The organism is Streptomyces sp. NPDC093260, assembly GCF_040683715.1.
Classification (GTDB): Bacteria; Actinomycetota; Actinomycetes; order Streptomycetales; family Streptomycetaceae; genus Streptomyces; species Streptomyces sennicomposti.
This window is the reverse complement of record NZ_JBFBEK010000008.1, coordinates 156,068-180,489: the sequence shown is the minus strand read 5'-3', so window position 1 is coordinate 180,489 and position 24,422 is coordinate 156,068. Positions and strand designations below refer to the sequence as shown.

Here is a 24,422-nt window from a genome sequence, read left to right as displayed (position 1 = left end):
GAAGGATGCACATGTCCGAGAACCACGACGCCATCGTCACCGACGCCAAGACGGAGGGGACGGGCGGCTGCCCGGTCGCGCACGGCCGCGCCCCGCACCCCACCCAGGGGGGCGGCAACCGCCAGTGGTGGCCGGAGCGGCTCAACCTGAAGATCCTCGCCAAGAACCCCGCCGTGGCCAATCCCTACGGTGACGGCTTCGACTACGCCGAGGCGTTCCGCTCCCTCGACCTGCCGGCCGTGAAACAGGACATCGCCGAGGTCCTGACCACCTCGCAGGACTGGTGGCCGGCCGACTTCGGCCACTACGGCCCGCTGATCATCCGGATGGCCTGGCATAGCGCCGGCACCTACCGCATCAGCGACGGCCGCGGCGGCGCGGGTGCCGGCCAGCAGCGCTTCGCCCCCCTCAACAGCTGGCCGGACAACGCCAACCTCGACAAGGCCCGCCGTCTGCTGTGGCCGGTCAAGAAGAAGTACGGCCGCAACATTTCGTGGGCCGACCTGCTGATCCTGGCCGGCAACGTCGCCCTGGAGTCGATGGGCTTCGAGACGTTCGGCTACGCCGGCGGCCGCGAGGACGTGTGGGAGCCCGAGGAGGACGTGTACTGGGGCCCCGAGACGACCTGGCTGGGCGACGAGCGTTACACCGGCGACCGCGAGCTGGAGAACCCCCTCGGCGCGGTCCAGATGGGCCTGATCTACGTGAACCCCGAAGGACCCAACGGCAATCCCGACCCGATCGCCGCTGCCTGCGACATCCGTGAGACGTTCCGCCGGATGGCGATGAACGACGAGGAGACGGTCGCCCTGATCGCCGGCGGCCACACCTTCGGCAAGACCCACGGCGCCGGCCCCGCCGACCACGTCGGCCCCGACCCCGAGGCGGCCGGGCTGGAGGAGCAGGGCCTCGGCTGGCGCAGCACCTACGGCACCGGCAAGGGCGGCGACACGATCACCAGCGGCCTCGAGGTGACCTGGACGCCCACCCCGACCAAGTGGGACAACACCTTCTTCGAGACCCTGTTCGGCTACGAGTGGGAGCTGTTCAAGAGCCCCGCCGGGGCGAACCAGTGGCGGCCCAAGGACGGCGCCGGCGCGGGCACCGTGCCCGACGCCCACGACCCGGCCAGGCGGCACGCCCCGACGATGCTGACGACCGACCTCTCGCTCCGCTTCGACCCGGTCTACGAGCGGATCTCGCGGCGCTTCCTTGAGAACCCGGACGAGTTCGCGGACGCCTTCGCCCGCGCCTGGTTCAAGCTGACCCACCGCGACATGGGCCCGGTCGCCCGCTACCTCGGTCCCGAGGTGCCCGCAGAGACGCTGCTGTGGCAGGACCCGCTGCCGGAGCGCACCTACGAGCTGATCGACGCCGACGACGTCGCGGCCCTCAAGGCGAAGATCCTCGCCACGGACCTGCCGGTGACCGAACTGGTCTCCACCGCCTGGGCGGCGGCCTCCTCCTTCCGCGGCAGCGACAAGCGCGGCGGCGCCAACGGCGCCCGCATCCGGCTGGAGCCGCAGCGCGGCTGGGAGGTCAACGACCCCGACCGGCTGGCGACGGTGCTGCGCGCCCTGGAGGGCGTCCAGGAGTCCTTCAACGCGGAGCAGAGCGGCGGCAAGCGGGTCTCGCTCGCCGACCTGATCGTCCTCGCCGGCGGCGTGGGCGTCGAGAAGGCCGCGAAGGAGGCGGGCTTCGAGATCGAGGTGCCCTTTACGCCGGGCCGCGTCGACGCCGCGCAGGAGGAGACGGACGTCGAGTCCTTCGCCGCGCTGGAGCCGACCGCGGACGGCTTCCGCAACTACCTCGGCAAGGGCAACCGGCTGCCGGCCGAGTACCTGCTGCTCGACCGGGCCAACCTGCTCACCCTCAGCGCCCCCGAGATGACGGTCCTCGTCGGCGGTCTGCGCGTCCTCGGCGCGACCCACCAGCGCTCGCAGCTCGGCGTGCTCACCACGACGCCCGGCGTGCTGACCAACGACTTCTTCGTCAACCTGCTCGACCTCGGGACCGAGTGGAAGGCCAGCTCCGGCGACGCGACCACCTTCGAGGGCCGCGACTCGGCCACCGGCGAGGTCAAGTGGGCCGGCAGTCGCGCCGACCTCGTCTTCGGCTCCAACTCCGAGCTGCGCGCGGTCGCGGAGGTCTACGCGAGCGACGACGCCAAGGAGCAGTTCGTGACGGACTTCGTCGCGGCCTGGACCAAGGTCATGAACCTCGACCGGTTCGACCTGGCCTGATCGCACAGCGGTCGGGGGCGGGCCGTGGCGCCCGGCCCCCGACTCTCCTTTCCCCGCACCCGTACGCGCTCCGTGGTGCGTACGGCCCGGCGGTCAGTGGCCGCCCCGGGGCGGTTCGCAGTCGCTGCCGTCGGGGTAGCCGCCGAACGCGTCCGCCTGCGCGGCCTCGCGGCGCATCGAACCTTCGAGGCACATCGAGGGGGCGACGATCAGGAAGCCGACGGCCCGGTCGCCGTTCTGGTAGGCCTTCACCTTCCCGTCCGGATAGCCGAGGCCGACGAGCGCCGCGCGGGTGTGCTCCGGGTCGAAGTCGCCGCGCTCGCGCAGTGGTCGGAGGGTCCTCTCGATCCGGGCGGCGGCCGCCAGCCCGGCGCAGCGTGCCTGGCCGCGCAGGGCGATGGGCACCCTGAAGCCGTGGTTCTCGGCGTAGTGGTCCGGGGGCGTCCCGGCGTCGGCCGCCGCGGTGGCCGACGGCGTCGGCGCGGGGCTCTCGCCCGGGCACGGGAAGTCGGCCGGCCGGGTCGGCGTGGCCACGGACGTCCGCGACGGGCCCTGAGCGCCCGCGTCCTCGTCCGGATGCCGGGTCCCGCATCCCGCGGCCAGGGCGGCGAGCACAACCACCGCCGCCGGCAGCGCACCGGCCGCGGCCCGGGTCCTTCTGGGCGTCGTCATGCCCTGATCGTTCCTCGTGTTCGCGCCAGGTGTCATGAGTACCCCTACTCATCCGTCTCGCGCCGCTCACGTCACCTTTTGAACGCCCCGGACGGTCGGCGCGGGGCTCCCTTCGTCAAGGCTTGAAAGATTCCCCTGTCCGAAGGCTTGCCGCACCACAGGTCTCATCAGTTAAATCAAGACGTGAACTAAGCGACGGGCGCGCGTCGTTGAGCCGTACCTCCCCACCGGCTGCGCGTCCGTCGTCGACCCCTCTCATCCGCACCCGCAGGGACCCCCATGAGAAGAAGATCCCTGGGTGTCGCGCTGGCCGCACTGGCAGCGCTCATCACCCTCCCCGTCCACGCCCCGTCCGCGGCGGCGGCCGAGACGCCGCTGTCGCAGGGCAGGGCCGCCACCTCGTCCTCGAACGAGAACGGCGGGACCCCGGCCGCGTTCGCCGTCGACGGTGACACGGGCACCCGCTGGTCCTCGGCCGCCACGGACAGCCAGTGGCTCCAGGTGGACCTCGGCGCCTCGGCCACGGTCACCAAGGTCGTCCTCAACTGGGAGGCCGCGTACGGCAAGGACTACAAGGTCCAGATCTCCTCGGACGGCAGCAACTGGACCGACCTGAAGAGCGTCACCGGCGGCGACGGCGGCATCGACACCCTCGACGTCTCCGGCCAGGGCCGCTACGTCAGGATGTACGGCGTCCACCGGGCCACCCAGTACGGCTACTCCCTCTGGGAGTTCCAGGTCTTCGGCACGGCCGGCGGCAGCAACGGAGGCGGTTCCACCGGCTCCTGCGACAGCGCCGACGCGGCCAAGGGCAGGCCGGCCTCGGCCTCCTCGACGGAGAACGCGGGCACCCCCGCCTCCGCCGCCTTCGACGGTGACACCGGCACCCGCTGGTCGAGCGCCGCCTCGGACCCGCAGTGGGTGCAGGTGGACCTGGGCTCGGTGCAGAACCTGTGCAAGGTGGACCTCAACTGGGAGGCCGCCTACGGCAAGGACTTCCAGATCCAGGCCTCCGCGGACGGCAGCAGCTGGACCACGCTGAAGAGCGTCACCGGCGCGACGGGCGGCACCGCCTCCTACGACGTCAGCGGCTCGGGCCGCTACGTGCGCGTCAACGGCACCGCCCGCGGCACCGCTTACGGCTACTCGCTGTGGGAGGTCGCCGTCCACACGACCTCGTCCGGCACCACCGGGCCGGTCCAGGGCGGCGGCGACCTCGGCCCCAACGTGATCGTGGTCGACCCCTCCACCCCCAACCTCCAGCAGAAGTTCGACCAGGTCTTCGCCCAGCAGGAGTCCAACCAGTTCGGCTCCGGCCGCTACCAGTTCCTGCTCAAGCCGGGCACCTACAACGGCATCAACGCCCAGATCGGCTTCTACACCTCGATCTCCGGCCTGGGTCTCAACCCCGACGACACCCAGATCAACGGCGACGTCACCGTGGACGCGGGTTGGTTCAACGGCAACGCCACGCAGAACTTCTGGCGTTCGGCGGAGAACCTGGCCATCACCCCGTCCAACGGCACCGACCGGTGGGCCGTGGCACAGGCCGCGCCGTTCCGCCGCATCCACGTCAAGGGCGGCCTCAACCTCGCCCCGAACGGCTACGGCTGGGCCTCCGGCGGCTACATCGCCGACTCCAAGATCGACGGCACGGTCGGCCCGTACTCGCAGCAGCAGTGGTACACCCGCGACAGCTCGGTCGGCGGCTGGACCAACGGCGTGTGGAACATGACGTTCTCCGGCGTCCAGGGCGCCCCGGCGACCAACTTCGACACGGGCCCGTACACCACGCTGGACAACACCCCCGTCTCGCGTGAGAAGCCGTTCCTCTACCTGGACGGCAATGCCTACAAGGTGTTCGTGCCCGCCAAGCGCACCAACGCGCGCGGCGTGTCCTGGCCGGCCAACGCCGGCACCTCCCTGCCGCTCGACCAGTTCTACGTCGTCAAGCCGGGAGCCACCGCCGCCACCATCAACCAGGCGCTCTCCCAGGGCCTCAACCTGCTGTTCACCCCGGGCGTCTACCACCTCGACCAGACCATCAACGTCACCCGCGCCAACACCGTGGTGCTCGGTCTCGGCCTCGCCACGATCGTGCCCGACCACGGCGTGGACGCGATGCACGTCGCCGACGTGGACGGCGTCAAGCTGGCCGGCTTCCTGATCGACGCGGGCGCCGCCAACTCCGACACCCTCCTGCAGATCGGTGCGCCGGGCTCCTCCGCCGACCACTCGGCCAACCCCACCACCATGCAGGACGTGTTCGTGCGCATCGGCGGCGCGGGCCCCGGCCTCGCCACCAACTCGGTCGTCGTCAACAGCAACAACGTCGTCATCGACCACACCTGGCTGTGGCGCGCCGACCACGGCGACGGCGTCGGCTGGGAGACCAACCGCGCCGACTACGGCCTGCGCGTCAACGGCAACGACGTCCTGGCCACCGGCCTGTTCGTCGAGCACTACAACAAGTACGACGTCTACTGGGCCGGCGAGCGCGGCCGGACCATCTTCTTCCAGAACGAGAAGGCCTACGACGTCCCGAACGCCGCCGCCGTCACCCACGACGGCATCGTCGGCTACGCGGCCTACAAGGTCGCCGACACCGTCAACCAGCACGAGGCCTGGGGCCTGGGCAGCTACTGCAACTTCACGGCCGATCCGTCGATCGTCCAGCACCACGGCTTCCAGGTGCCGGTGAAGTCCGGTGTCAAGCTGCACGACATCCAGGTGATCTCCCTCGGCGGCAAGGGCCAGTACGCCCACGTCGTCAACGACACGGGGGCGCCCACCTCCGGCACGGACACCGTGCCGTCCAAGGTGACGCTGTTCCCGTGAGCCGCGCCCACTGACCCGGGTCGGTGAGTGAGAGGGTGTGCGGCGGGCCGGTCCGACCGGCCCGCCGCACACCGCGTTTCCGCGTACCGGGGTGGCCGCGACACCGTCAGCGGCGGCCGCGGCCCTTGCCGAGGGTGCGCAGCACCGCGTCCGCCATCGCCTGCTCACCCCGGGCGTTGGGGTGTGCGGGGGCGGCGGGCGAGGCCGGCTGAAGGGGCTCGATCCAGCGGTCGGCGGGGGCCTTGCACATGTCGTGGCCGAGGGTGGGACCGTACGTGTCGACGTACTGGGCGCCGTTCACCGCAGCGACCAGGCGCAGCATCAGGTTCAGCCGCTTCTCGGTGTCGCGCAGGTACGGGAAGTCCTTCGCGGCGAACGGCACCGAGGGGAAGCAGCCGCCGCCGTCGTCGGGCAGCAGGTCCGGATAGCCGACGACGAGCACCCGGGCGTGCGGCGCCCTGGCCCGCACGGCCCGCAGCACCCGGTCCACCTTCGGCGCCGTGCGGGCGACGGTCACCGTCAGCTCGTCCAGGCCCGTGGCGCCGTAGAAGCGGCGGCACGGGTCGCCCGCCGGGTCCTGCGCGCCGAGCCGGGCGCAGGTGGCGATGATGGATCCGAACCCGACGTCGTTGCCGCCGATCTGGACGGTCACCAGGTCCGTGTCCCGCCGTACCGCGTCGAGTTGGGGGCCGTTCGTGCCCTGCGCCCGCCACATGTCGTCGGTGGTCGCGCCCGAGCAGCTCACGTCCCGGAAGCCGGCCGTCGCGCGCCGCGCCGCCACGATCGAGGGGTAGTCGTGGTCGGATCGGGCGCAGTCCGCGTCCACCTGGCGGGGGATGAGCGGCCCCGAGGTGTAGGAGTCGCCGAGCGCCACGTACCGCTCGGCGCGGCCGGAGGCGCCGCCGTGCGCCGCGGCCGGCGTCACCGAGGCGGTGACCAGGGCGCAGCCGCCGAGCACGGCCCCCACGGCGGCCCGCCGGCGGCGGCCTTTCGTCACTCGGCCCGCACGCGCGTCGATCCCCATGGGCATCCTCCCCGTTGCACCGGACACGGCCGTGTCCGCTCGCGGCGCGGCGCCGGCTCCCGCAGCACGGCCGCTCACGCGTTCGACGGGGCATGTATACCGCTCGGTATGTCCTCGGGGCCAGAGCCGGGAACGAGCGGCCCCGCCTTCGCTTCCGGCTCAACCCCGCTCTGCTACCCGCCGCCTGCCGAGCGGTCACCTTCACCTGTGGTCGTTTTTGGCTAGGAAACGATCGCCGGAACGGGGGCGGGGCACGTAAGGTGCCAGATGCACTCCGATGAACCGATACGGCGTGAGTTCCGAGGTCGGTGCCGCCCCCGGAAGGAGACACCGGCCGATGACCACCAAGGCGATGAAGTCCCTGCTCACCGCCCTGGCCCGGGAGGCGTCGAAGTCGCTTCGCCGGCCCGCCGAACCGATGGCGGTCATGCGGGAGTTCTGCCGCGCCATGAGCGTGCGCGTCGGCCACCCCGTGCAACTGGTCTTCCGGAGTTTCCCCGCCGACATCCCCGTCTCCGGCCTGCGTCTGGACTGCGGTGACCGCTCGATCATCGTCGTCGAGGAGGCCACCGTCCCCGAGGCGCAACTGGTCATCCTGGGGCACGAGTTGTGGCACGAGGAGTGCGGCCACTGCGGCGCGCACGACGTCGCGTCACCGGCGGCGGCCCGGGCGCTGACGGACGGCCGGTCGCGCGAGGCGGTGCGCCGGGCCGCGGAGCAGATCCTGGCCGCGGCGGAGGTCCCCCGCGCGGCCCTGGTGACGGCGGCCGCCCGGGCCGACTCGGCCGACGACCACGAGGCGTTGGCCGAGACCTTCGGCCTGCTCTTCGGCCGCGAGGTCCGCACCTGGATGACGGGCCGCTACGCCGCGGGACCGGTCAGCGCGGCCACCGTGGAGGGGCGCATCAACCTGTCGCTCCTCAACCGCGGAGGACGCATCCTCGGATGATCCCCCACTTCCACATCCCCTACGCCGTCCCGACCGTGCTGCTGGCGATCGCGCTCTTCTCCCGGGCGCCGACCTTCCTGCGCGCCTGGCGCGACCCCGAGGTGCGGGCCACCACACTGCTGCTGCTGTGGGCCACCGCCGTCCTGGTCGTCATCACCCCCGCCAACATCGACCGCCTCAACCGGCTCACCGGCGTCCCGAACATCGCCTCCCCGTGGGCGTACTCCTTCCTCACCGCGTCCTGCGCCACCGGCCTGGCCATGATCATCCGCTGGCGGGAGGCGCCCTCGCCGCGACGGCAGCGCACCATCCGCCGCCTCTACGCCGCGTACGCGGGCGTCGTCGTCGCCCTGTGGGCCACGTTCGCACTGGCCGACGCCCCCGTGCCGCGCATCTACGACCTGGACACCTACTACGCCAACACCCCCTGGATGCGCGAGCACATCCTGCTCTACCTGCTCGCCCACCTGGCGTCCTGCGTCGTCTCCACCCGACTGCTGGCGAAGTGGTTCCCGCAGATCGCCCACCCCTGGCTGAAGGCGGGAGTCGTCTTCCTCCAGATCGGCTTCAGCGCCGGACTGGTCTACGACGCGGCCAAGCTGACCGCCGTGACCGCCCGGTGGTGCGGCACGGACTGGGACGTGCTGAGCACCCGCGCCGCACCGCCCTTCGCACTCGCCCAGGCCGCGCTGCTGGCCGTCGGGTTCATCGTCCCGCAGGCCGGGCCCGCCCTGGCGGCCTGGGTGCGCGACGGGGCCGAGTACCGGCGGCTGCGCCCGCTGTGGCGCACCGTCAAGGTCCTCGCGCCCGCCTCGGCCAAGGCCCGCATCGGCTTCTGGTCGCCGCTCGACCTGCGCCTGCTGCAACGCCGCCAGCGCATCCACGACGCCCTGCGCCTGCTCGCCCGCCATCTCGACCACGGTCTGTACGCGCGGGCCCGCCGGGCCGCCGCGGCCCTGCACGGCGAGGCAGCTGCGGACGGCCTGGCGGGGGCCGTCGCCGTCCTGGCCGCCGTCGCCGCCTGCCGCGAGGGAACCCCGGCCGCCCCGGGCGACCGGCCGCCGAGCACCGCCGTCGACCTGAGCGACCACCTCGACGCCGTCTCGCTCGCCCTTCGCCACCCCCGCACCGTCGACGGCGTCCGCCGGCGGGCGACCAGCACAGAAAGTCTCAACGTCCATGCCTGACAGAGCCACGACCGGCCGACCAGCCGCGATCGTCATAGGCGCGAGCGCGGCGGGCCTCTTCGCCGCCGCCGCGCTCACCGAGTTCGCCGACGTCACGATCGTCGAACGCGACACCCTGCCCGAGGCGGCCGAGCCGCGCCGCGGCGTGCCCCAGGCCCGCCATGCCCACCTCGTCTGGAGCGGCGGCGTACGGGCTTTCGAAGAACTGCTGCCCGGCGTGGTGGACGACGTCGTCGCCGAGGGCGGCCGACTGGTGCACATCATGGGCGACATGGTCTCCCGGGCCCCGAACGAGGTCTGGTTCCGGCGCTTCCTGGCCACCCACCACCGCAACCTCGTCAGCTCCCGGGACCTGCTCGACCACGTGCTGCGCCGCCGGGTCCTCGCCGACGAACGCATCACGCTCCGCGAGAACACCACCGCTCTCGCGCCGGCCGGCGACGCCCGGCGCGTCACCGGGCTACGGGTGCGCACCGTCGACGACGAACTCACCCTCGCCGCCGACCTGGTCGTGGACGCCTCCGGTCGCGGCTCCCGCTCCCCGCAGTGGCTCGAGGACCTCGGCCTGCCCCGCGTCGACGAACGCCGCGTCGACGCCGGCGTCACCTACGCCACCCGGTCTCACCGAGCCCCCGGCACCACCGCGGACGGCGCCTTCCCACTGATCAACGTGCAGGCCAACCCGGCCAAGGCCCCCGGCCGGGGCGGCATCATCCTGCCGGTCGAGGGCGGCCGGTGGATCGTGACCCTCGCCGGCACCCGCGGCGCCGAGCCGACCGCCGACCCGGACGCCTTCGCGGACTTCGCGCTCGGGCTCGGCGACCCCGTCATCGGCGAGCTGCTGAAGGAGGCCGAACCGCTGGAGGACGTCATCCTCTCCCGCAGCACCGCCAACCACCGCCGTTACTACGAGAAGGTCAGGCACTGGCCCGACGGCTACCTCGTCGTCGGCGACGCCGTCGCCGCGTACAACCCCGTCTACGGCCACGGTCTCACCGTCGCCGCGCAGTGCGCCCTCGCCGTCCGCGACGTCCTGCGCACCACCGCACTCACCGCCCCGGGCACCGCGCGCCGCCTCCAGCGCGCCGCGTCCCGCCCCGTCGCCGGCGCCTGGGACCTCGCCGTCGGCCAGGACGCCTTCTACCCGGGCGCCGCCGACACGCCGCCCACGGCGCTGGAGCGCTTCCTCGCCCGGTTCGTGGACCGGGCCGTCGCCACGGGGGCGCGCAGCCCGCGCGCGCTGGGCGCGCTGCTGGACGTGATGAGCCTGGAGAAGCCCGCCACGCGGCTGTTCTCCGCAGACATGCTCGTCCCGATGCTGTTCGGCCCGAAGAAGCCCCTGCTCCAGGAGGCCCCGCTGACGGAGACGGAGCGGAAGGCGGCCGCGACGCCACGCTGAGCGGCTGCGGGTGCGGGGTGACTCGGGCGGGCAGCCCGGCACCCGCGGACGGCAGTCCGGCACCGATGGCGGGCGCTCGGAGCCGGGCGGCCTGCCGGGGAGAGGCGGCTGAGGGCCGCACTGGTGCGGCCGCCCTGCGGGCCCCGTCGCCGCGCCGGCCTCCAGAGGGGCGGGACGCGCAGCACCGCGTCCCGCCGTCCCGCCAGCGGCCGGAGGGCGGCCGTGTCCCCGAGCGTCCCACGACGGCGCGCCGATCTTAAGGGCGGCGACACGCGCAGCGGCGGCGACGCGCGGCACCGGCTCGGGCGGCGGGTACGGCAGGCCGGCCAGCGGTACCCGCCGGTTCCTGGGGCCCGCCGCGCACCGGCTGGACACGCACGCCCGGGGGAGCGGCGGCCGGCGCGGCGGACACACAGACGTCGCCAACGGCGCCACCCACGCCCTCTTCGGCCCGGCGCCGACCCCCGGCGGCCGGCTGCTCGTCGTGGCCCGCAGCCCGGGCACCCTCGGCCGCCTCGATCCCCGGCCGCACCCGCTGTTCGACGGGGCGGTCCTGGAGCGGGCCGAGTGCGCGGTCGAGTCCCGGCGCAGTGCCGTCCACTCCGGCACCGCGCGGGAGGCGGGGCTGGCCGCTGTGGGTGAACGTGCCCCCGAAGGTGGTCCAGGTCGCCGCGGTGCGCGCGGTCGCCTCGAACGCCGCGAGCGCGACCTCGCCGCCGCACCCTGATCGCCGCCGTCTGTCCCGGCATGGTCACCGCACCCGCGCCTTCCGGCCCCGGTGCGGTGACCACAGCCAGGCCCGGACCCCCGCCCGGGCCGCCGAAGCGGTGCTCGACCTGGTGCTCCCGGAGGGCGCCGACCCGGCCCGGTACGGAGAGAGCCGGTCCGCCTCGGCAAGCGTCTGCCGTGGCAGGCGGGAGCCGACCGCCGGACAGGACCGAGTGCTCCCGCCGTGACCGCCGCACCCTGGCCCCAGGGCGCCCGGGCGGGGCCCCGATATGCGGGGAGCGCCCGGAGCGAGCAGGGTGGGACGCGGACGCGCGCCGTCCGCGTGTCCGGAAGGAGCACTCCCATGGCGAAGGACACCTCCGGGAAGAAGCAGCCGGCCAAGGGCGACAAGGTCGCCTGGCGCACGCACGGCACGGAGACCACGGGGACGGTGCAGCGGAAGATCACCGAACGGACCGAGGCCGCCGGCCGTACCGTCGACGCCTCGCCCGACGACCCCCAGTACGAGGTGCGCAGTGACAAGTCCGGCCGTCCGGCCGTGCACAAGCCGTCCGCCCTCAAGCGCAAGGAGCAGCGCGGCTCGGGCGGCCGCGAGTAAGGCGAGTGATCGGTGCGGGCGTGGGGCGGCAGGCCGGTTCCGGGCGGCGACCGGTTCGGTGGCGTGGGGCGGTGATCGGTTCCGGCGCGGGACAATGGAGGGGCCCGTCGCACGTCCACACCCCCCGGAACGCGTATGCCCCCGTCGGACCAGGCCGCCCCAGGCCCGCAGCTCTCGCGGCAGGAGAGCCTCTTCCCCCTCGGTGACCTGTACGGCGGGACCGGGACCGAGCCCGCCTCCGAGTCCCCGCCGGCGCCCCCGTCCCCCGAAGCCGTCCGCCTGCTCGACGTACGCGAGATCCACGCCGAACCCGAGGCGGCGGCCTCGCCGCGCGGCCGGCAGATCCTGGCGCGCTTCCCGCACGCCCGCCTGATCGAGGTCGACTCCCACTGGCGCATCCCGCACCTGCACGGCAACGAGGGCAACGTCGAGCGATGGGTGCGGGTGAAGACCGAGACCCTGGTTCTCGGCGTCCGCAAGACGCTCACCACCCGCCCCAACGGCCGCTCCGCCGACTGGATCGCCCCCGGCGCCTCCAACGGCTGCGCCATGGCCTGTGCCTACTGCTACGTACCGCGCCGCAAGGGCTACGCCAACCCGATCACCGTCTTCACCAACATCGACCGGATCGTCGCCCACCTGGAGCGGCACATCGCCCGCCAGGGCGTGAAGCCCGAACCCAACCAGTGCGACCCCGCCGCCTGGGTCTACGACGTCGGCGAGAACGGCGACTGCTCCGTGGACGCGCTGATCTCGGACAACACCGCCGATCTGATCCGGGCCTTCCGCGGCCGGCCGACCGCCAAGGCCAGCTTCGCCACGAAGTTCGTCAACCGCGACCTGCTCCGCCTCGATCCGAGGGGGCGCACCCGCATCCGGTTCTCGGTCATGCCGCCCCGGGACTCCCGGCTGCTGGACATCCGCTCCAGCCCGGTCGCCGAGCGGATCGCCGCAGCCGGGGACTTCCTGGAGGCGGGGTACGAGGTGCACTTCAACCTGTCGCCGGTCGTGCTGCGGCCCGGCTGGGAGGAGGACTGGGCGGAGCTGCTGCGGCACCTGGACGACGTACTGCCGCCGGCCGTGAAGGCGCAGGCCGCCGCCGAGGTCATCCTGCTCACCCACAACCGCGGCCTGCACGAGGTCAACCTCGGCTGGCACCCGCTGGCCGAGGACCTGCTGTGGCGCCCCGATCTCCAGCAGGCCAAGCGGTCGCAGAACGGCGACAGCAACGTCCGCTACCGCACCGGCGTGAAGGGTCCCGCCGTACAGCGGCTGCGCGAGCTGATCGCGGCCCACGCGCCCTGGCTCACCCCGCGCTACGCCTTCTGACCGCCGGGACCGTCCGGTGCCGCTCCTCGCGGCCACCGTGTGCGTCAGGTCCGCAACCGGGCCGGTCAGGGCAGCAGGTGATCGGCCAGCTCGTCCAGGAGTTCGGTGACCCGGCGGGCCTTCGCGGGGTCGGACAGGGCGGCGGCGACGGCCTCCTCGGCGGGGCGGGTGGCGCGCTCGTGGACGGCGCGGCGTGCCCGGTCCGTCAGGGTCAGCAGCGTGCGGCGGCCGTCGGCGGGGTCCGGGGCGGCCTCCAGCAGCCCCCGCTCCCGCAGCCGCTGGACGGACGTGGAGACATGGCTCTGCACGAAGCCCGTCCGGGCGCGGATGTCTTGGACCGAACTCCCGGGATGCTTGAGCACGTCCGCGACGACGGCGATCTCCCCGGGGGTGAGCGTGTTCCCCGAGGCGGGGTGGGCCACGACGTCGCGCCCGATGTCCGTGAGGCGCTTGCCGAGCCTGAGCAGCCGTACACCATCCATGCGCCGCAGTTTACATCTGTACCGATGAATCTTCACAGATGCATCGACGCAGATGTAGTTTTCCGGTATGACGACTTCCGAGCCCCTGAGCGCGGTCTCGCGCACCGCCCTGTCCGTGGCCCTGGTCCGGGCCGTCGAGACCGCCCGGCCCGACCCGCTCTTCCGCGACCCGTACGCCGTGGCCTTCGTCGCCGCCTCCGGGACGCCCATGCCCTCCGCCCGCCGCTCGGAAGGCTTCGCCAGGGCCCTCGCCTTCCAGGGGGTGATCCGCACCCGCTACTACGACGACCGTCTCCTCGGCGCCGGCTGCGACCAGGTCGTCCTCCTCGCCGCGGGCCTGGACGCCCGGGCCCACCGGCTGGACTGGCGGCCGGGCACCCGCCTGTTCGAGCTGGACCTCCCGCCCGTGCTGGACTTCAAGGAGCGCGTCCTCGGCGAGGAGGCCGCCGAGGCCCGTTGCGAGCGCAGCGTGGTCGCCGCCGACCTGCTCGGCGACGACTGGCCCGACCGGCTGCTCGGGGCCGGTTTCGACCCCGCCCGGCCGACGGCATGGCTGGCCGAGGGGCTGCTGGTCTATCTCGCCGAGCACGAGGCCGCGCACCTCCTGTCGACCGTCGGCGCCCTCTCCGCGCCCCGCAGCCGGCTCTTCCTGGAGCGCGGCCGGGACGTGAGCGCCACCCCGAGGGAGGCCGAGCTCGCCTCCATCACCGACCTCTGGAAGGGCGGACTCGGCCCCGGCACTCACGAGTGGCTCGCCCGCCACGGATGGTCCGTGGAGGTCAGCGACCTCGTCACCGTCGCCGCCGGCTACGGCCGGCCCACCCAGAGGGTCACCACCGCCGGATTCATCAGCGCCGAGCGCACGGCGCCCGACCGGGACGCGGGCGCCGCAGAGCCGGGATCCGCGCAGATCTGACAGCCGCAGAGCCGGCGTCCACGCGGAGCCGGCAGCCGCCGAGCCCGGGATCCGCACAGGCCCGGCACCGCCCACGGGCACGCCTCCGGCGCCTCGCCGACCGACGCCCGGAGCACCGGACCGATTGCCCGCGCCCAAGGCGGCTACTCGGCATCCATGACAGAGAACACGCGCACCCGCCGCGTCGCGGCGGCAGCAGGCCGTCTCCTGCCCGACGAAGCCGGCCCCGGCCGCATCCTGCGCGCCGTCGACCGGCTCGAACGGTTCTCCGGAGCCGACCGGATGCTCGACAAGATCCGCGACGCCGTCCGCGGCGTCCCCCTCGGGCCCGTCCGCGACGCCCTGCACGGACGGTGGCTCGGCCACCCCGTGCACCCGCTCATGGTGCAGCTGCCCATCGGCAGCTGGCTGTCGGCGGCCGTCCTCGACTTCGTACCGGGCCAGCGCCGAGCCGTCCGCACCCTGATCGCCACCGGACTGCTCAGCGCCACGCCGGCCGCCGTCTCCGGCCTGGTCGACTGGGCCGAGCTGCACCGCCAGCAGATGCGCGTCGGCGCCGTCCACGCCACCGCCAACATGGCGGCCCTCGCCCTGTACACCGGATCGCTCACCGCACGCCTGCGCGGCCGGGAAGCACGCGGGAAGCTGCTGGGCCTCGCCGGACTCGGCGCGGTCGCCGTCGGCGGCGCGCTCGGCGGACACCTGGCCTACCGCCAGGCCTCCGGAGCCAACCACGCCGAACACGTGCCGCACCTGGTCTCCCCGGGCTGGCACCCGGTCGCCGAACTCGCCGACCTGCCCGACGGCAGGCCCGTGCAGCGCGAGATCGACGGCATCGCCGTCGTCGTGGTCCGCGAGGGCCCCCGGACGGTGCACGTCCTCGCCGAACGCTGCAGCCACATGGCCGGCCCCCTCTCGGAGGGGACCGTCGAGAACGGGTGCCTGCGCTGCCCCTGGCACGGCAGCGTCTTCCGCCTCTCCGACGGCTGGAACGTCCAGGGCCCGGCCACCGCTCCCCAGCCCGCCTTCGACACCCGCATCGTCGACGACCGGGTCGAGGCCCGACTGCGCACCTCGTGACGGCCGCCTGCCCGTCGCGCCCGCGCCCCGCCCGCCCTCGGACGGGGCGCGGCCATGACATCCCCGGCAGATCAGCCTCCACAATGGGGAGTTGGCGCTAGAGTCGCAAGGTGGCCGGACGCCGGCGCGTCCCGCGGCCCGCCGACCGGAGATCCATCCCCGACCAGTGAGGCAGCAGCCGTGAGCATCGTCGACCTCGCCGCGCTCGGCGAGTCGTTCACCCGCGACCCCTACCCGGTCTACGCACGGCTGCGGGCCGAGGGGCCGGTGCACCGCATCCGGATGCCGGAGGGCGGGGCCGAAGCGTGGCTCGTCGTCGGCTACGAGGCCGGCCGCGCCGCACTCGCCGACCCCAGGCTCACCAAGGACTGGAGCAAGGCGTCCCCCGCCCTGCCGCTGGGTTCCGTCTCCTCCGGCCCCCATATGCTCCGCGCCGACCCGCCGGACCACACCCGGCTGCGCAGACTGGTCTCCCGCGAGTTCACCCCGCGCCGGGTGGAAGGACTCGCCCCGCGCGTCCAGAAGACCACCGACGCGCTCCTGGACGCGATGCTCGCCGCGCCCGACGGCCGCGCCGACCTCGTCGAGGCGTTGTCCTTCCCGCTGCCCATCTCCGTCATCTGCGAACTCCTCGGCGTCCCCGACCTCGACCGCGACTCCTTCCGCGCCTGGTCCAACGACGCCACCGGCGCCACCGACCCGGAACAGCGCCGCGGCGCGGCGGCCGCGATGGCCCGGTACATCGAGGACCTGGTCGCCGCCAAGCGCGACGACCCCGGCGACGACCTCCTGAGCGGACTGATCCACGGCACGGACGAGAACGGCGACGGCCTCGCCCACGACGAACTCGTCGGCATGGCCTGGCTGCTGCTCGTCGCCGGCCACGAGACCACCGTCAACCTCATCTCCAACGGCGTCCTCGCCCTGCTCACCCACCCCGGCCAGCTGGCCGCCCTGCGCGCCGACCTCTCCCTCGTCGACGGCGCCGTCGAGGAGATGCTGCGCTACGACGGCCCGGTGGAGACCCCCACCTACCGCTTCACCACCGAACCGGTCACCCTCGCCGGCACCTCTGTTCCCGGCGGCGGCGAACTCGTCCTCGTCGCCCTCGCCGACGCCGACCGCGACCCCGCGCGCTTCCCCGACCCCGGCCGGTTCGACATCCGCCGTGACGCGCGCGGCCATGTCGCCTTCGGCCACGGCATCCACTACTGCCTGGGCGCGCCGCTGGCCCGTCTGGAAGCGCGGATCGCCGTCCGGACCCTGCTGGAACGGTGCCCCGACCTCGCCCTGGACATCCACCCGGCGGCGATCACCTGGCGTCCGGGCATGATGATCCGCGGCCCGCGCAGCCTGCCGGTCCGCTTCGGGCGGTAGAGGCACCGGACTTGACGAGCCGTCAGCAGGGTTCGCGCCACACCCCGAGTTCCGGCTTCTTCAGCATGGACGAAAGGTGCAGGCGCCGGGACTGGGAGCAGAAGCTGCTGGTCGGTTCGGCGTACTCGACATGGAAGACCGCCTTGCCCGCCTCGATGAACGGGGTGAGCCGCCCGCACTCGCCGTACTGCGCGCACTCCTCGTTGACGGCGAAGTCGAAGTCGCCCACCAGCGCGGGGATCTGCGGCAGGTCGTTCTTCAGCCCCACCGACAGGCCCCGCTCGTGCGCGATCGCGGCGATCATCCGGTTGTAGCGCAGCTGGTCGCGCGAGGTGAGCGGGAAACCGGTGCGGTTGCCGTAGCCCTCCACCAGGTCGGGCTCGACCGCGTCGAACCCCTTGTCCCGGCACATGTCGAACCGCCGTTCCATGATCGGCCGCAGCACGTCCAGACGGCGGATGTCGAGCCAGCGCTCGCCCTTCCAGCCGTTGGTCCCACCGAGCACCGAGCGCGGGAAGGCGTCCTTGTCGGGCCGGAAGTCCTCCCAGGAGCCGACGTTGACGTAGCAGATCACCTTGCGGCCCGCGTGGTGCAGACGGGCCACGTCCGCGGCGGAGTTCTCGAAGCCGTCGATGTCGTAGACGGGCACGTCGGTGGAGGGATCGACCCTGCCGTCGAGCTGCCACTGCCAGGCCAGCCCCGGGCGCGGCCGCCACAGGGCCTTGCGCGGGCCGCCGGACGAACCGGGCGCCGGGGGCCGCGCGGACCCCGACGCCGTACCGCCTGCGCCGCCCGTGCCGTGCGCGGTGCCCGAACCGCCCGTGCCGGACGGCCGGGGCGTGCCCTCGCCGCGGTCCGTGCCCGAGCAGCCGGTCAGCGCCGAAAGCGCCAGCGCTGCCAGCACGGCCGCACCTGTGAGTGTCGTCCTCGCGGTCTTCCTCATCGCTCCCTCCCGGTCAGCGCGGGGGTCAACTCGACCCACGGGTTCGGGGGTTCGCCCGTCACCGGGCCGCAGACCGCCGCGCCGCGCTCGCGTGCCGTGCGCACGGCCAGCGGCACCAGAGCCTCAGGCACGCCGTAGACGAGGTGGCAGAGCCGTCCGGGCTGCTGCCGGGCGGTCCACGACGGGCGGCTGAACGCCGACACATAGGTCGACCAGTGCCCCTCGAAGGTGACCGTCAGATCGGCGAGCCGGGCGTACCCGGGCGCGGGGTGCACACCCGGGTTCAGCACCACCGTCCCGGCGCCGAGCCGGCGGGACGCCCGGACCAGCCGCCGGCAGGCGGCCAGCCCGTCCGGCGCGGCGGTCACCCGATCCAGGAAGCAGCCGTCGGCCGCGTACCACTCCCGGTGCCGGCGCACCTCGTCGGCGACCTCGGCGGGGTCGCGCGCCCCGTAGTCGGTGTCCACGTACCCGAGCAGCCGCGCGCCGGCCTCCCGCAGCGCGCCCGCCACCGAGGCGAACGCCGGGTCGGGGGCGTCGCCCGGCCCGCTGGCGGGGTTCAGCACCACCCCGTAGGTGTGCGCCGCCGCCCTGATCAGCCGGTGCCAGGCGCCGGGGTCCTCGGCGGGGTGGACGTACAGCGGAATCAGCAGGCTCACGGTGTGCCGTCGCCTCCCGGATCGCGCGGGTGCGCCCGCGCCGCGGCCCACAGCGCGGCCAGCGACTCGGCGAGGGTGTGCCGGGGCCGCCAGCCGAGGGCGGCGTCGGCGGCGGTGATGTCGGAGCACTGCCAGGACACCTCGGCCGAGCGGTCCGAGCCGCCCCCGTCCTCCTCGATCCGCCCGGCGAAACGCGCCGTGTCCGCCAGGCGCCGCACCAGCTCGCGCACCCGGACGGCCTCGCCGCCGCCGATGTTGAGCACCGGCGGCAGCGGCCCGGCCGCCGTGACGGCGAGCTCCACGGCCCGGGCCACGTCGCGTACGTCGACGAAGTCGCGGTACGCCGACAGATCGCCCAGCCGCAGCACCGCGCCGGCGTCCGGGCCGGCCGTGCGCAGCAGCGAGGCGATCCGGCCGGGCAGCCCGCTGACCGGCGCGCCGGGCCCCACCGGGTTGCCCACCCGCAGCACCACCGCGTCCAGCCCGGAGCCGGTCACCGCGACCGTGCCCGCCAGCTTGGTGGCCCCGTACGGGCCGACCGGGCGGGTGGCCGCCGACTCGGTCACCCTCGTCCCCGGCGTGCCCGGCCCGTACTCGGCGGCGGAGCCGAGGTGCACCAGCCGGGCGGCGGGCGCCGCCTCGCGCAGCGCGGCGGCGAGCACGGCCGGGCCGCGGGCGTTGACCTCCGCGAGGGTGACGGCGTCGCCGCCGGTCGCGCCCGCGCAGTTGACGACGGCGTCCGGGGCCGCCGAGGCGATCAGCCCGGCCACCCGCCCGACCGGGTCGCGGCCGAGGTCGATCCGGAGGCCGGCGCCGGCCCCCGGTGTGCGGCCGGCGCCGGACACCAGGGCGCCGCGCAGGCCCCGCAGGTGTCCGGCGACATGGCGCCCGAGGTATCCGGTGCGGCCGAGGACGAGAATGCGCATGGGGGGCTCAGGCTCCCTTGAGCAGCAGCGACTTGCGGGTGGTGAACTCGGCGTTCGCCCGGTCGTAGTCGTCGGGACGGCCGATGTCCAGCCAGTATCCGTCGAACTCGTAGGCGTGCGGCGGACGTCCGTCGGCGAGCAGGTCGAGCACGAGTTCGTCGAAGCCCAGCGGCAGGCCGGGTGTGTAGCCGTCGAGCGTGGCCCGGGACAGCCCGTACACGCCCATGGAGACGCGGTAGTCCATCTTGGGCTTCTCGGTGAACGCGACCACCTTGCTGGCGTTTGTGGTCAGCACCCCGAAGTCGATGTGCACCTGGCGGGCGTACGTCGCGATGGTCAGCGGGGCGTCCGAGGCGCGGTGCCGGCGCAGCACGTCGGCGTAGTCGAGGTCGGTGAGGACGTCGCCGTTCATCACCAGGAACGTCTCGGGCAGCCGGTCCCGCATGGTCAGCAGCGGTCCCATGGTGCCGAGCGGGCTCTCCTCGGTGGAGTAGTCGACGCGCATGCCCCACTGGGAGCCGTCGCCGACGTAGGCGCGGATGATCTCGCCCAGATGGCCGATGGCGATGGTGCAGCTGGCGAAGCCGGCCGCGGAGAGCTGGCGCAGCACGATCTCCAGGATGGCGTGCTGGTCGCCGATGGGCACGAGCGGCTTGGGCAGCGCCGTGGTGTAGGGCCGCAGCCGGACGCCCTTGCCTCCGGCCAGTATCACTGCGTGCATGGGCCTCTCCTTCGTGGACGTGCCGACGGGTCAGATGTTGTAGATGCCGGTCTTGTAGCGGGCCAGGTTGGCCGGGTCGCGGAAGAACTCCACGGTGTGGGCGAGCCCCTGCTCCAGGGTGTGCGCGGGCCGCCAGCCGGTGGCCTCGGCCAGCCGCGTCGCGTCCGCGACCAGTCGCATCACCTCCGAGTTCGCCGGGCGCAGCCGCTCGGAGTCCTCGCGCACGTCCAGCGGGGTGTCCATCACCTTGCCGATCAGCGCGACGAGGTCGCCGACCGAGATCTCCCCGCCGGTGCCCGCGTTGAACGTGCGGCCCACCACTCGTCCGGCGTCGGCCGTGCCCACGGCGAGGAAGGCCTGCGCGGTGTCCTTGACGAAGGTGAAGTCGCGGGTGGGCCGCAGGTCGCCGAGGGTGATGGTGCGCTGCCCGGCCGCCACCTGGCCGATGACGGTGGGGATCACCGCGCGCATCGACTGGCGCGGACCGAAGGTGTTGAAGGGCCGCAGGGTCACCACCGGGGTGTCGAAGCTCGCGTGGTAGCTGTCGGCGAGCCGGTCCCCGCCCGCCTTCGAGGCGGCGTACGGGGACTGGGTGTTGATCGGGTGGTCCTCGGTGATCGGCACGGTCTGCGCCGTGCCGTACGTCTCGCTGGTGGAGGTGTGCACCAGGCGCGGTGTGCCGAGGGCGCGGACCGCCTCCAGCACGTTGAGGGTGCCGGTGACGTTGGTGTCCACGTAGCTGTGCGGCGCCTGGTAGGAGTAGGGGATCGCGATCAGGGCGGCCAGGTGGTAGGCGCAGTCGGCCCCGTCGAGCAGGCCGCGGACGGACCCGGGGTCGCGGACGTCGCCGAGGACGATCTCCACCTGGTCCAGGACGTCGGCGGACAGGGTCTCCAGCCAGCCGTAGGAGGAGAAGGAGTTGTACTGGGCCATGGCCCTGACCCGGTGGCCCGAGGCGACCAGCGCCTCGGTGAGGTGGGAGCCGATGAAACCCTCGGCTCCGGTGACGGCGGCGAGCGGTGCGGATGTCAACTCGTGTTCCTTTCAGATGGGTTGCTTCGGTTGCGGCGTGCGGGGCGTCTGCGCGGGTGTTTCGGGAGATGCGTGCCGGGTGGCTTCGAGGTGTTCACGCGGGTGTTTCCCGGGGCGGTGCCATGGAGTGCGTCAGCGGGTGTGACCGCCGGATCCGGGGAGGGCGGCCGGGTCGCTGGGCGGCCCGCCGGTCACATGTGTGGAGCCGGGCGGCCGAGCAGCCGCAGCACACACGCCGACAGACACAGGGCGGCGACGCCGCAGCACAGGGGCAGCGCGGCCGCCCCGGGTGGCAGGCGCAGCGCCGCGGCCGCGCCCGCGCCGCCCGCGGCCAGGACGCAGACCCCGGCCGGCGGCCAGGCCGCCCCGAACGCCTGGAGCAGCAGTGCCGTCCACAACGTGGCGGCCAGGAACAGCAGTTCGGCCGGTGGTGCGCCGGTGAGCAGCGCCGCGGGCACCAGCGGCGCCAGATAGGCCAGCAGGCACAGGCCGAGGATGCCGGCCGAGCGCAGCAGGAAGCCGGCGGGCGTCGCGGCCCGGCGCAGCGCCGCCACCGACCAGCCGCGGTAGCGGTAGAGCAGCCACTCGGCCGGCCCCATGCTCACCGTCAGCGCGATCACCGCGTACGGGTGCCGCCGGCCCTCCAGCAGCACCAGGACCGCCGCGGCCAGACCGAACAGGCCGTACGGCAGGGACACCGCCAGGCGCGGGCGCGGGCCGTCGGCGGCGGCCGGGACCGCGAGGACGACCGACAGCGCCCGGCCCGTGGCGGCCAGCGTGGCCGCCATCGCGAGCAGCGGCAGGCCGGCGCGCACCGGCGCCGGCGGCTCCCACCACGGCAGCAGCGCGGCGCCGGCCACCAGCGGACCGAGCGCGGCCAGCAGCCACCGTTCCCGGGCCAGTACCAGCAGCACTCCCGCCGCCGCCAGATACGCCGACTGCGCCGCCACCACCCACAGGACCGTCGGGCCGCCGGTCAGCGGGGCGGCGGCGGCCGTGGCCAGGACGGCGCCCACCGGGGCGCCGGTCAGCAGGGTGCGGGCGGCCTCCCGGCGGCCGGTGGCCATCCGCAGGTGGGCGCGGTGGCCTAGGGCCTGGCCCCACGCCCAGGAGACGATGCCGGCCACGACGAGCGCGGACACATGTGTGCCGGGGTGCCACAGCGGCCCGGCGAGCAGATAGGCCAGTCCGGGCAGCGCGAACAGCACGCCGCGCAGCAGGCAGCGCACATGGTCGGGCCGCCATGGGTCGCTCGCCGGCGCGGGCTCGGGGAAGGTGCGCGGAACCCGCTCGTAGAGCGCCGACGCCAGGGAGAACAGGTTCGGGTGCCCGTACCGGTGCCGGATGACGTCGGCGGACAGGCCCTCCGCCTCCAGCAGCGCGGCGACCTCGTAGGGGTGGACGGCCGGGCCGACGCGGTCGGCCAGTTCGGCGGCGAGCCGGCTGATCTCCCCCTCGTCGGGGCCGAGCCGCGGCCGGCGCAGGGCGAGGGTGCTGTCGTCCGCCCGGCGCGGCCGGACGCGGCGGGGCCCGGCCAGGCGGAGCGCCAGCGTGTCCTGCTCCGCCCCGCCCGGTTCCAGGGAGAGTGGCCCGCTCATATCGCCACGCTCCCCGCGACCGGCCCGGCCGGGGACGCGGGCGCCTCGGCCGGAGCCGGAGCGATCGTCGGAACGCCGGCGGGGCTCCAGGTACCTCCGGGGCCTGCCGGACCCGCTGGGCGTCCCGGATCCGCGGAACCTCCCGCACGTGCCGGATGCCCCGCCCCCGCCGCGACCGCGAGAACGTCTTCCCGGGCGACCGGCGCCGGTTTTGGCCGCCGCTCGGACAGCTCCAGATAGATGGAGCGGAAGGTGTCGATGGTCTGGCGCAGCGTGAACTGCTCGATGACCCGCAGCCGCGCTGCCTCGCCCATCGCCCGGCGGCGACCGGGATCGCCGAGCAGCCGCAGCGCGGCGGCGGCCATGGCGTCCGCGTCGCGCGGCGGCACCACCAGGCCGGTGTCGCCGACGGCCTCCCGCACCCCGCCCACATCGGTGGAGACGGTGGCCCGGCCGCACGACATGGCCTCGATCAGCGTGAACGGGAAGCCCTCGCTGATGCTGGACAGCATCACCACGTTGCCGGCGGCGTAGGCGTCCTTGATGTCCTCCACCCGGCCCTCGAAGCGGACGGCGTCCGCCTGCCCGAGTTCCGCGGCCAGCGCCTCGCAGCGCTCCCGGTAGCCCTCGCCGCCGCGCGGCGTGCCGCCGAACAACCGCAGCCGCGCCTCGGGGAGTTCGGCCCGCACCAGGGCGAACGCGCGGATCAGGGTCTCCAGGTCCTTGATCGGGTCGACCCGGCCCGCCCAGCTGAGCGTGGGCGTCTCCGGTTCGGGGCCGGCCGGCGGGAAGGCGGCCGGGTCCACGCCGTTGTAGACGGTGCGGATCGCCTGCGGATCGGCGCCGCCCTCCTCCTCCCACAGCCGGTTGTAGCGGTTGCCCGGGGTGATCAGCGCCGCCCTGCGGTAACTCTCCTCGGCCAGCAGCCGGAAGAAACCGAGGACGACCGCCTTCACCGGCCAGCGGTACGGCGCGGTGCGGTAGCCGAGGTAGCGCTCGCGCAGATAGACGCCGTGCTCGGTCAGCAGCAGGGGGGTGCCGTGCCGTTCGAGCGCGGCGAGACCGGGCAGCACCGCGACCCCGCCGCTGACGGCATGCGCCACCGAGCCGTCCGGCGGCGGCGCGGCCAGCGGCCGCAGCGCGTGCTCCAGCAGGCCGGTGGCGGTGAGCGCGTCGTGCAGGGTCGGCCGGGCCTCGCGCACCACCAGCCCGGGCCGGTTCCACACGGCGCTCAGCACGGAGACCGCCCGGTCGCCGCGGAGGAAGGGGCTCAGCGCGCCGTCGGCGGCGGCGCGCGCCATCGTGTACAGGGCGGGGGCGAAGCCGTCCTCGGCGCACGGGTCGAGCAGCGCGGTCAGGAAGTGCTCGTAGGCGGCGGTGAGCCGGTTGCGGGCGCGCCCGCGCGGCGGGCGGCCCTCGGGCGGGGCGCCCCACATGGGGACCGACAGCACGCGGGTCACGTGGGCGGGCAGGTCCCACACGAGGGGCTCACGGCCGGTGCCGGTGACGGCGAGCACGTCGAACTCCAGGTCGGGCATGCCCTGGACGAGCTGGTCGCACCAGACGCTGACGCCGCCGTGACTGTGCGGATAGGTGCCTTCGGTGAGCAGGGTGACGCGTGCCGGGTCGGTGCGGCGCGCGCCGCGGTGAACGTGCATCCAGGTGCTCCACGGCCGAGGAGTGGGGTGGTCGTGCCGGTCCCGGCCGCGTCGTGGCGGCC

General features: G+C 74.1%; 20 protein-coding genes and 1 pseudogene. 11 read left to right on the top strand and 10 right to left on the bottom strand.

What is annotated here, in order from left to right; all coding sequences use genetic code 11:
• Positions 1–11 precede the first annotated feature (11 nt).
• Positions 12–2,243 carry a catalase/peroxidase HPI gene (gene katG / locus AB0N63_RS12910; RefSeq protein WP_365527939.1) on the top strand — a complete coding sequence of 744 codons (2,232 nt, stop codon included), beginning with the start codon at positions 12–14 and terminating at the stop codon, positions 2,241–2,243.
• Between the two features lie 93 nt (positions 2,244–2,336).
• On the opposite strand, the gene AB0N63_RS12905 is transcribed toward katG, so the two are convergent.
• Entirely contained in the window at positions 2,337–2,915 is a 579-nt protein-coding gene (locus tag AB0N63_RS12905; RefSeq protein ID WP_365527937.1) for a hypothetical protein, read from the bottom strand.
• A 279-nt stretch (positions 2,916–3,194) separates the two neighbouring features.
• Here AB0N63_RS12905 and AB0N63_RS12900 point away from each other — a divergent pair, with 279 nt between their 5' ends.
• A complete protein-coding gene (locus AB0N63_RS12900; protein ID WP_365527934.1) occupies positions 3,195–5,753 on the top strand; it encodes a discoidin domain-containing protein in 2,559 nt (852 codons plus the stop codon).
• 106 nt (positions 5,754–5,859) lie between these two features.
• Here the strand turns inward: AB0N63_RS12900 and AB0N63_RS12895 are convergent, their stop codons facing one another.
• Positions 5,860–6,777 carry an SGNH/GDSL hydrolase family protein gene (locus AB0N63_RS12895; RefSeq protein WP_365527931.1) on the bottom strand — a complete coding sequence of 306 codons (918 nt, stop codon included), beginning with the start codon at positions 6,775–6,777 and terminating at the stop codon, positions 5,860–5,862.
• A gap of 337 nt (positions 6,778–7,114) precedes the next feature.
• Between AB0N63_RS12895 and AB0N63_RS12890 the strand changes: the two genes are divergently transcribed.
• The 6 genes and pseudogenes from AB0N63_RS12890 (at position 7,115) to AB0N63_RS12865 (ending at position 12,968) form a co-directional block, all read left to right on the top strand.
• Complete coding sequence (locus AB0N63_RS12890) at positions 7,115–7,726, top strand: ImmA/IrrE family metallo-endopeptidase (RefSeq protein ID WP_365527929.1); 612 nt, start codon at positions 7,115–7,117, stop codon at positions 7,724–7,726.
• On the top strand, positions 7,723–8,913 hold the full coding sequence (locus tag AB0N63_RS12885) for an MAB_1171c family putative transporter (protein ID WP_365527926.1): 1,191 nt from the start codon (positions 7,723–7,725) through the stop codon (positions 8,911–8,913). The genes AB0N63_RS12890 and AB0N63_RS12885 overlap by 4 nt, the downstream gene beginning before the upstream one ends.
• Positions 8,906–10,312, top strand: a complete 1,407-nt coding sequence (locus AB0N63_RS12880) for an FAD-dependent monooxygenase (RefSeq protein ID WP_365527924.1) — start codon at positions 8,906–8,908, stop codon at positions 10,310–10,312. The genes AB0N63_RS12885 and AB0N63_RS12880 overlap by 8 nt, the downstream gene beginning before the upstream one ends.
• 415 nt (positions 10,313–10,727) lie before the next feature.
• Positions 10,728–11,268, top strand: a pseudogene (locus AB0N63_RS12875) (carbonyl reductase); the annotation flags it as partial.
• Between the two features lie 116 nt (positions 11,269–11,384).
• The gene (locus AB0N63_RS12870) at positions 11,385–11,639 is read left to right on the top strand and encodes a DUF2945 domain-containing protein (RefSeq protein ID WP_365527921.1); all 255 of its coding nucleotides are present in this window, start codon (positions 11,385–11,387) and stop codon (positions 11,637–11,639) included.
• Between the two features lie 135 nt (positions 11,640–11,774).
• Positions 11,775–12,968 carry a spore photoproduct lyase family protein gene (locus AB0N63_RS12865; RefSeq protein ID WP_365527919.1) on the top strand — a complete coding sequence of 398 codons (1,194 nt, stop codon included), beginning with the start codon at positions 11,775–11,777 and terminating at the stop codon, positions 12,966–12,968.
• A 65-nt stretch (positions 12,969–13,033) separates the two neighbouring features.
• On the opposite strand, the gene AB0N63_RS12860 is transcribed toward AB0N63_RS12865, so the two are convergent.
• The gene (locus AB0N63_RS12860; RefSeq protein ID WP_365527917.1) at positions 13,034–13,450 is read right to left on the bottom strand and encodes a MarR family winged helix-turn-helix transcriptional regulator; all 417 of its coding nucleotides are present in this window, start codon (positions 13,448–13,450) and stop codon (positions 13,034–13,036) included.
• Positions 13,451–13,517: 67 nt separating this feature from the next.
• Between AB0N63_RS12860 and AB0N63_RS12855 the strand changes: the two genes are divergently transcribed.
• From AB0N63_RS12855 to AB0N63_RS12845, 3 genes are all read left to right on the top strand, one after another.
• The gene (locus tag AB0N63_RS12855) at positions 13,518–14,366 is read left to right on the top strand and encodes an SAM-dependent methyltransferase (RefSeq protein WP_365527914.1); all 849 of its coding nucleotides are present in this window, start codon (positions 13,518–13,520) and stop codon (positions 14,364–14,366) included.
• 156 nt (positions 14,367–14,522) lie between these two features.
• The gene (locus tag AB0N63_RS12850) at positions 14,523–15,446 is read left to right on the top strand and encodes a Rieske (2Fe-2S) protein (RefSeq protein ID WP_365527911.1); all 924 of its coding nucleotides are present in this window, start codon (positions 14,523–14,525) and stop codon (positions 15,444–15,446) included.
• A gap of 180 nt (positions 15,447–15,626) precedes the next feature.
• The gene (locus AB0N63_RS12845) at positions 15,627–16,823 is read left to right on the top strand and encodes a cytochrome P450 (RefSeq protein ID WP_365527909.1); all 1,197 of its coding nucleotides are present in this window, start codon (positions 15,627–15,629) and stop codon (positions 16,821–16,823) included.
• A 22-nt stretch (positions 16,824–16,845) separates the two neighbouring features.
• Here AB0N63_RS12845 and AB0N63_RS12840 read toward each other — a convergent pair whose 3' ends face one another.
• From AB0N63_RS12840 to pelF, 7 genes are all read right to left on the bottom strand, one after another.
• Positions 16,846–17,766 (bottom strand): endo alpha-1,4 polygalactosaminidase, encoded by a 921-nt coding sequence (locus tag AB0N63_RS12840; RefSeq protein WP_365527907.1) that lies wholly within the window; start codon positions 17,764–17,766, stop codon positions 16,846–16,848.
• A complete protein-coding gene (locus AB0N63_RS12835) occupies positions 17,763–18,425 on the bottom strand; it encodes a spherulation-specific family 4 protein (protein ID WP_365527904.1) in 663 nt (220 codons plus the stop codon). Before AB0N63_RS12835 ends, AB0N63_RS12840 begins: the two co-directional genes overlap by 4 nt.
• Complete coding sequence (locus AB0N63_RS12830) at positions 18,422–19,351, bottom strand: NAD-dependent epimerase/dehydratase (RefSeq protein WP_365527903.1); 930 nt, start codon at positions 19,349–19,351, stop codon at positions 18,422–18,424. The genes AB0N63_RS12835 and AB0N63_RS12830 overlap by 4 nt, the downstream gene beginning before the upstream one ends.
• A 7-nt stretch (positions 19,352–19,358) precedes the next feature.
• On the bottom strand, positions 19,359–20,072 hold the full coding sequence (locus AB0N63_RS12825; RefSeq protein ID WP_365527901.1) for a sugar phosphate nucleotidyltransferase: 714 nt from the start codon (positions 20,070–20,072) through the stop codon (positions 19,359–19,361).
• Between the two features lie 30 nt (positions 20,073–20,102).
• Positions 20,103–21,104, bottom strand: coding sequence for a GDP-mannose 4,6-dehydratase (locus AB0N63_RS12820; protein WP_365527899.1), 1,002 nt, complete (start codon positions 21,102–21,104; stop codon positions 20,103–20,105).
• 191 nt (positions 21,105–21,295) lie between these two features.
• Positions 21,296–22,702: a hypothetical protein gene (locus AB0N63_RS12815; RefSeq protein WP_365527896.1), complete on the bottom strand. Its 1,407-nt coding sequence runs from the start codon at positions 22,700–22,702 to the stop codon at positions 21,296–21,298.
• Positions 22,699–24,360, bottom strand: coding sequence for a GT4 family glycosyltransferase PelF (pelF, locus tag AB0N63_RS12810; protein ID WP_365527893.1), 1,662 nt, complete (start codon positions 24,358–24,360; stop codon positions 22,699–22,701). Before pelF ends, AB0N63_RS12815 begins: the two co-directional genes overlap by 4 nt.
• Positions 24,361–24,422: the final 62 nt, after the last annotated feature.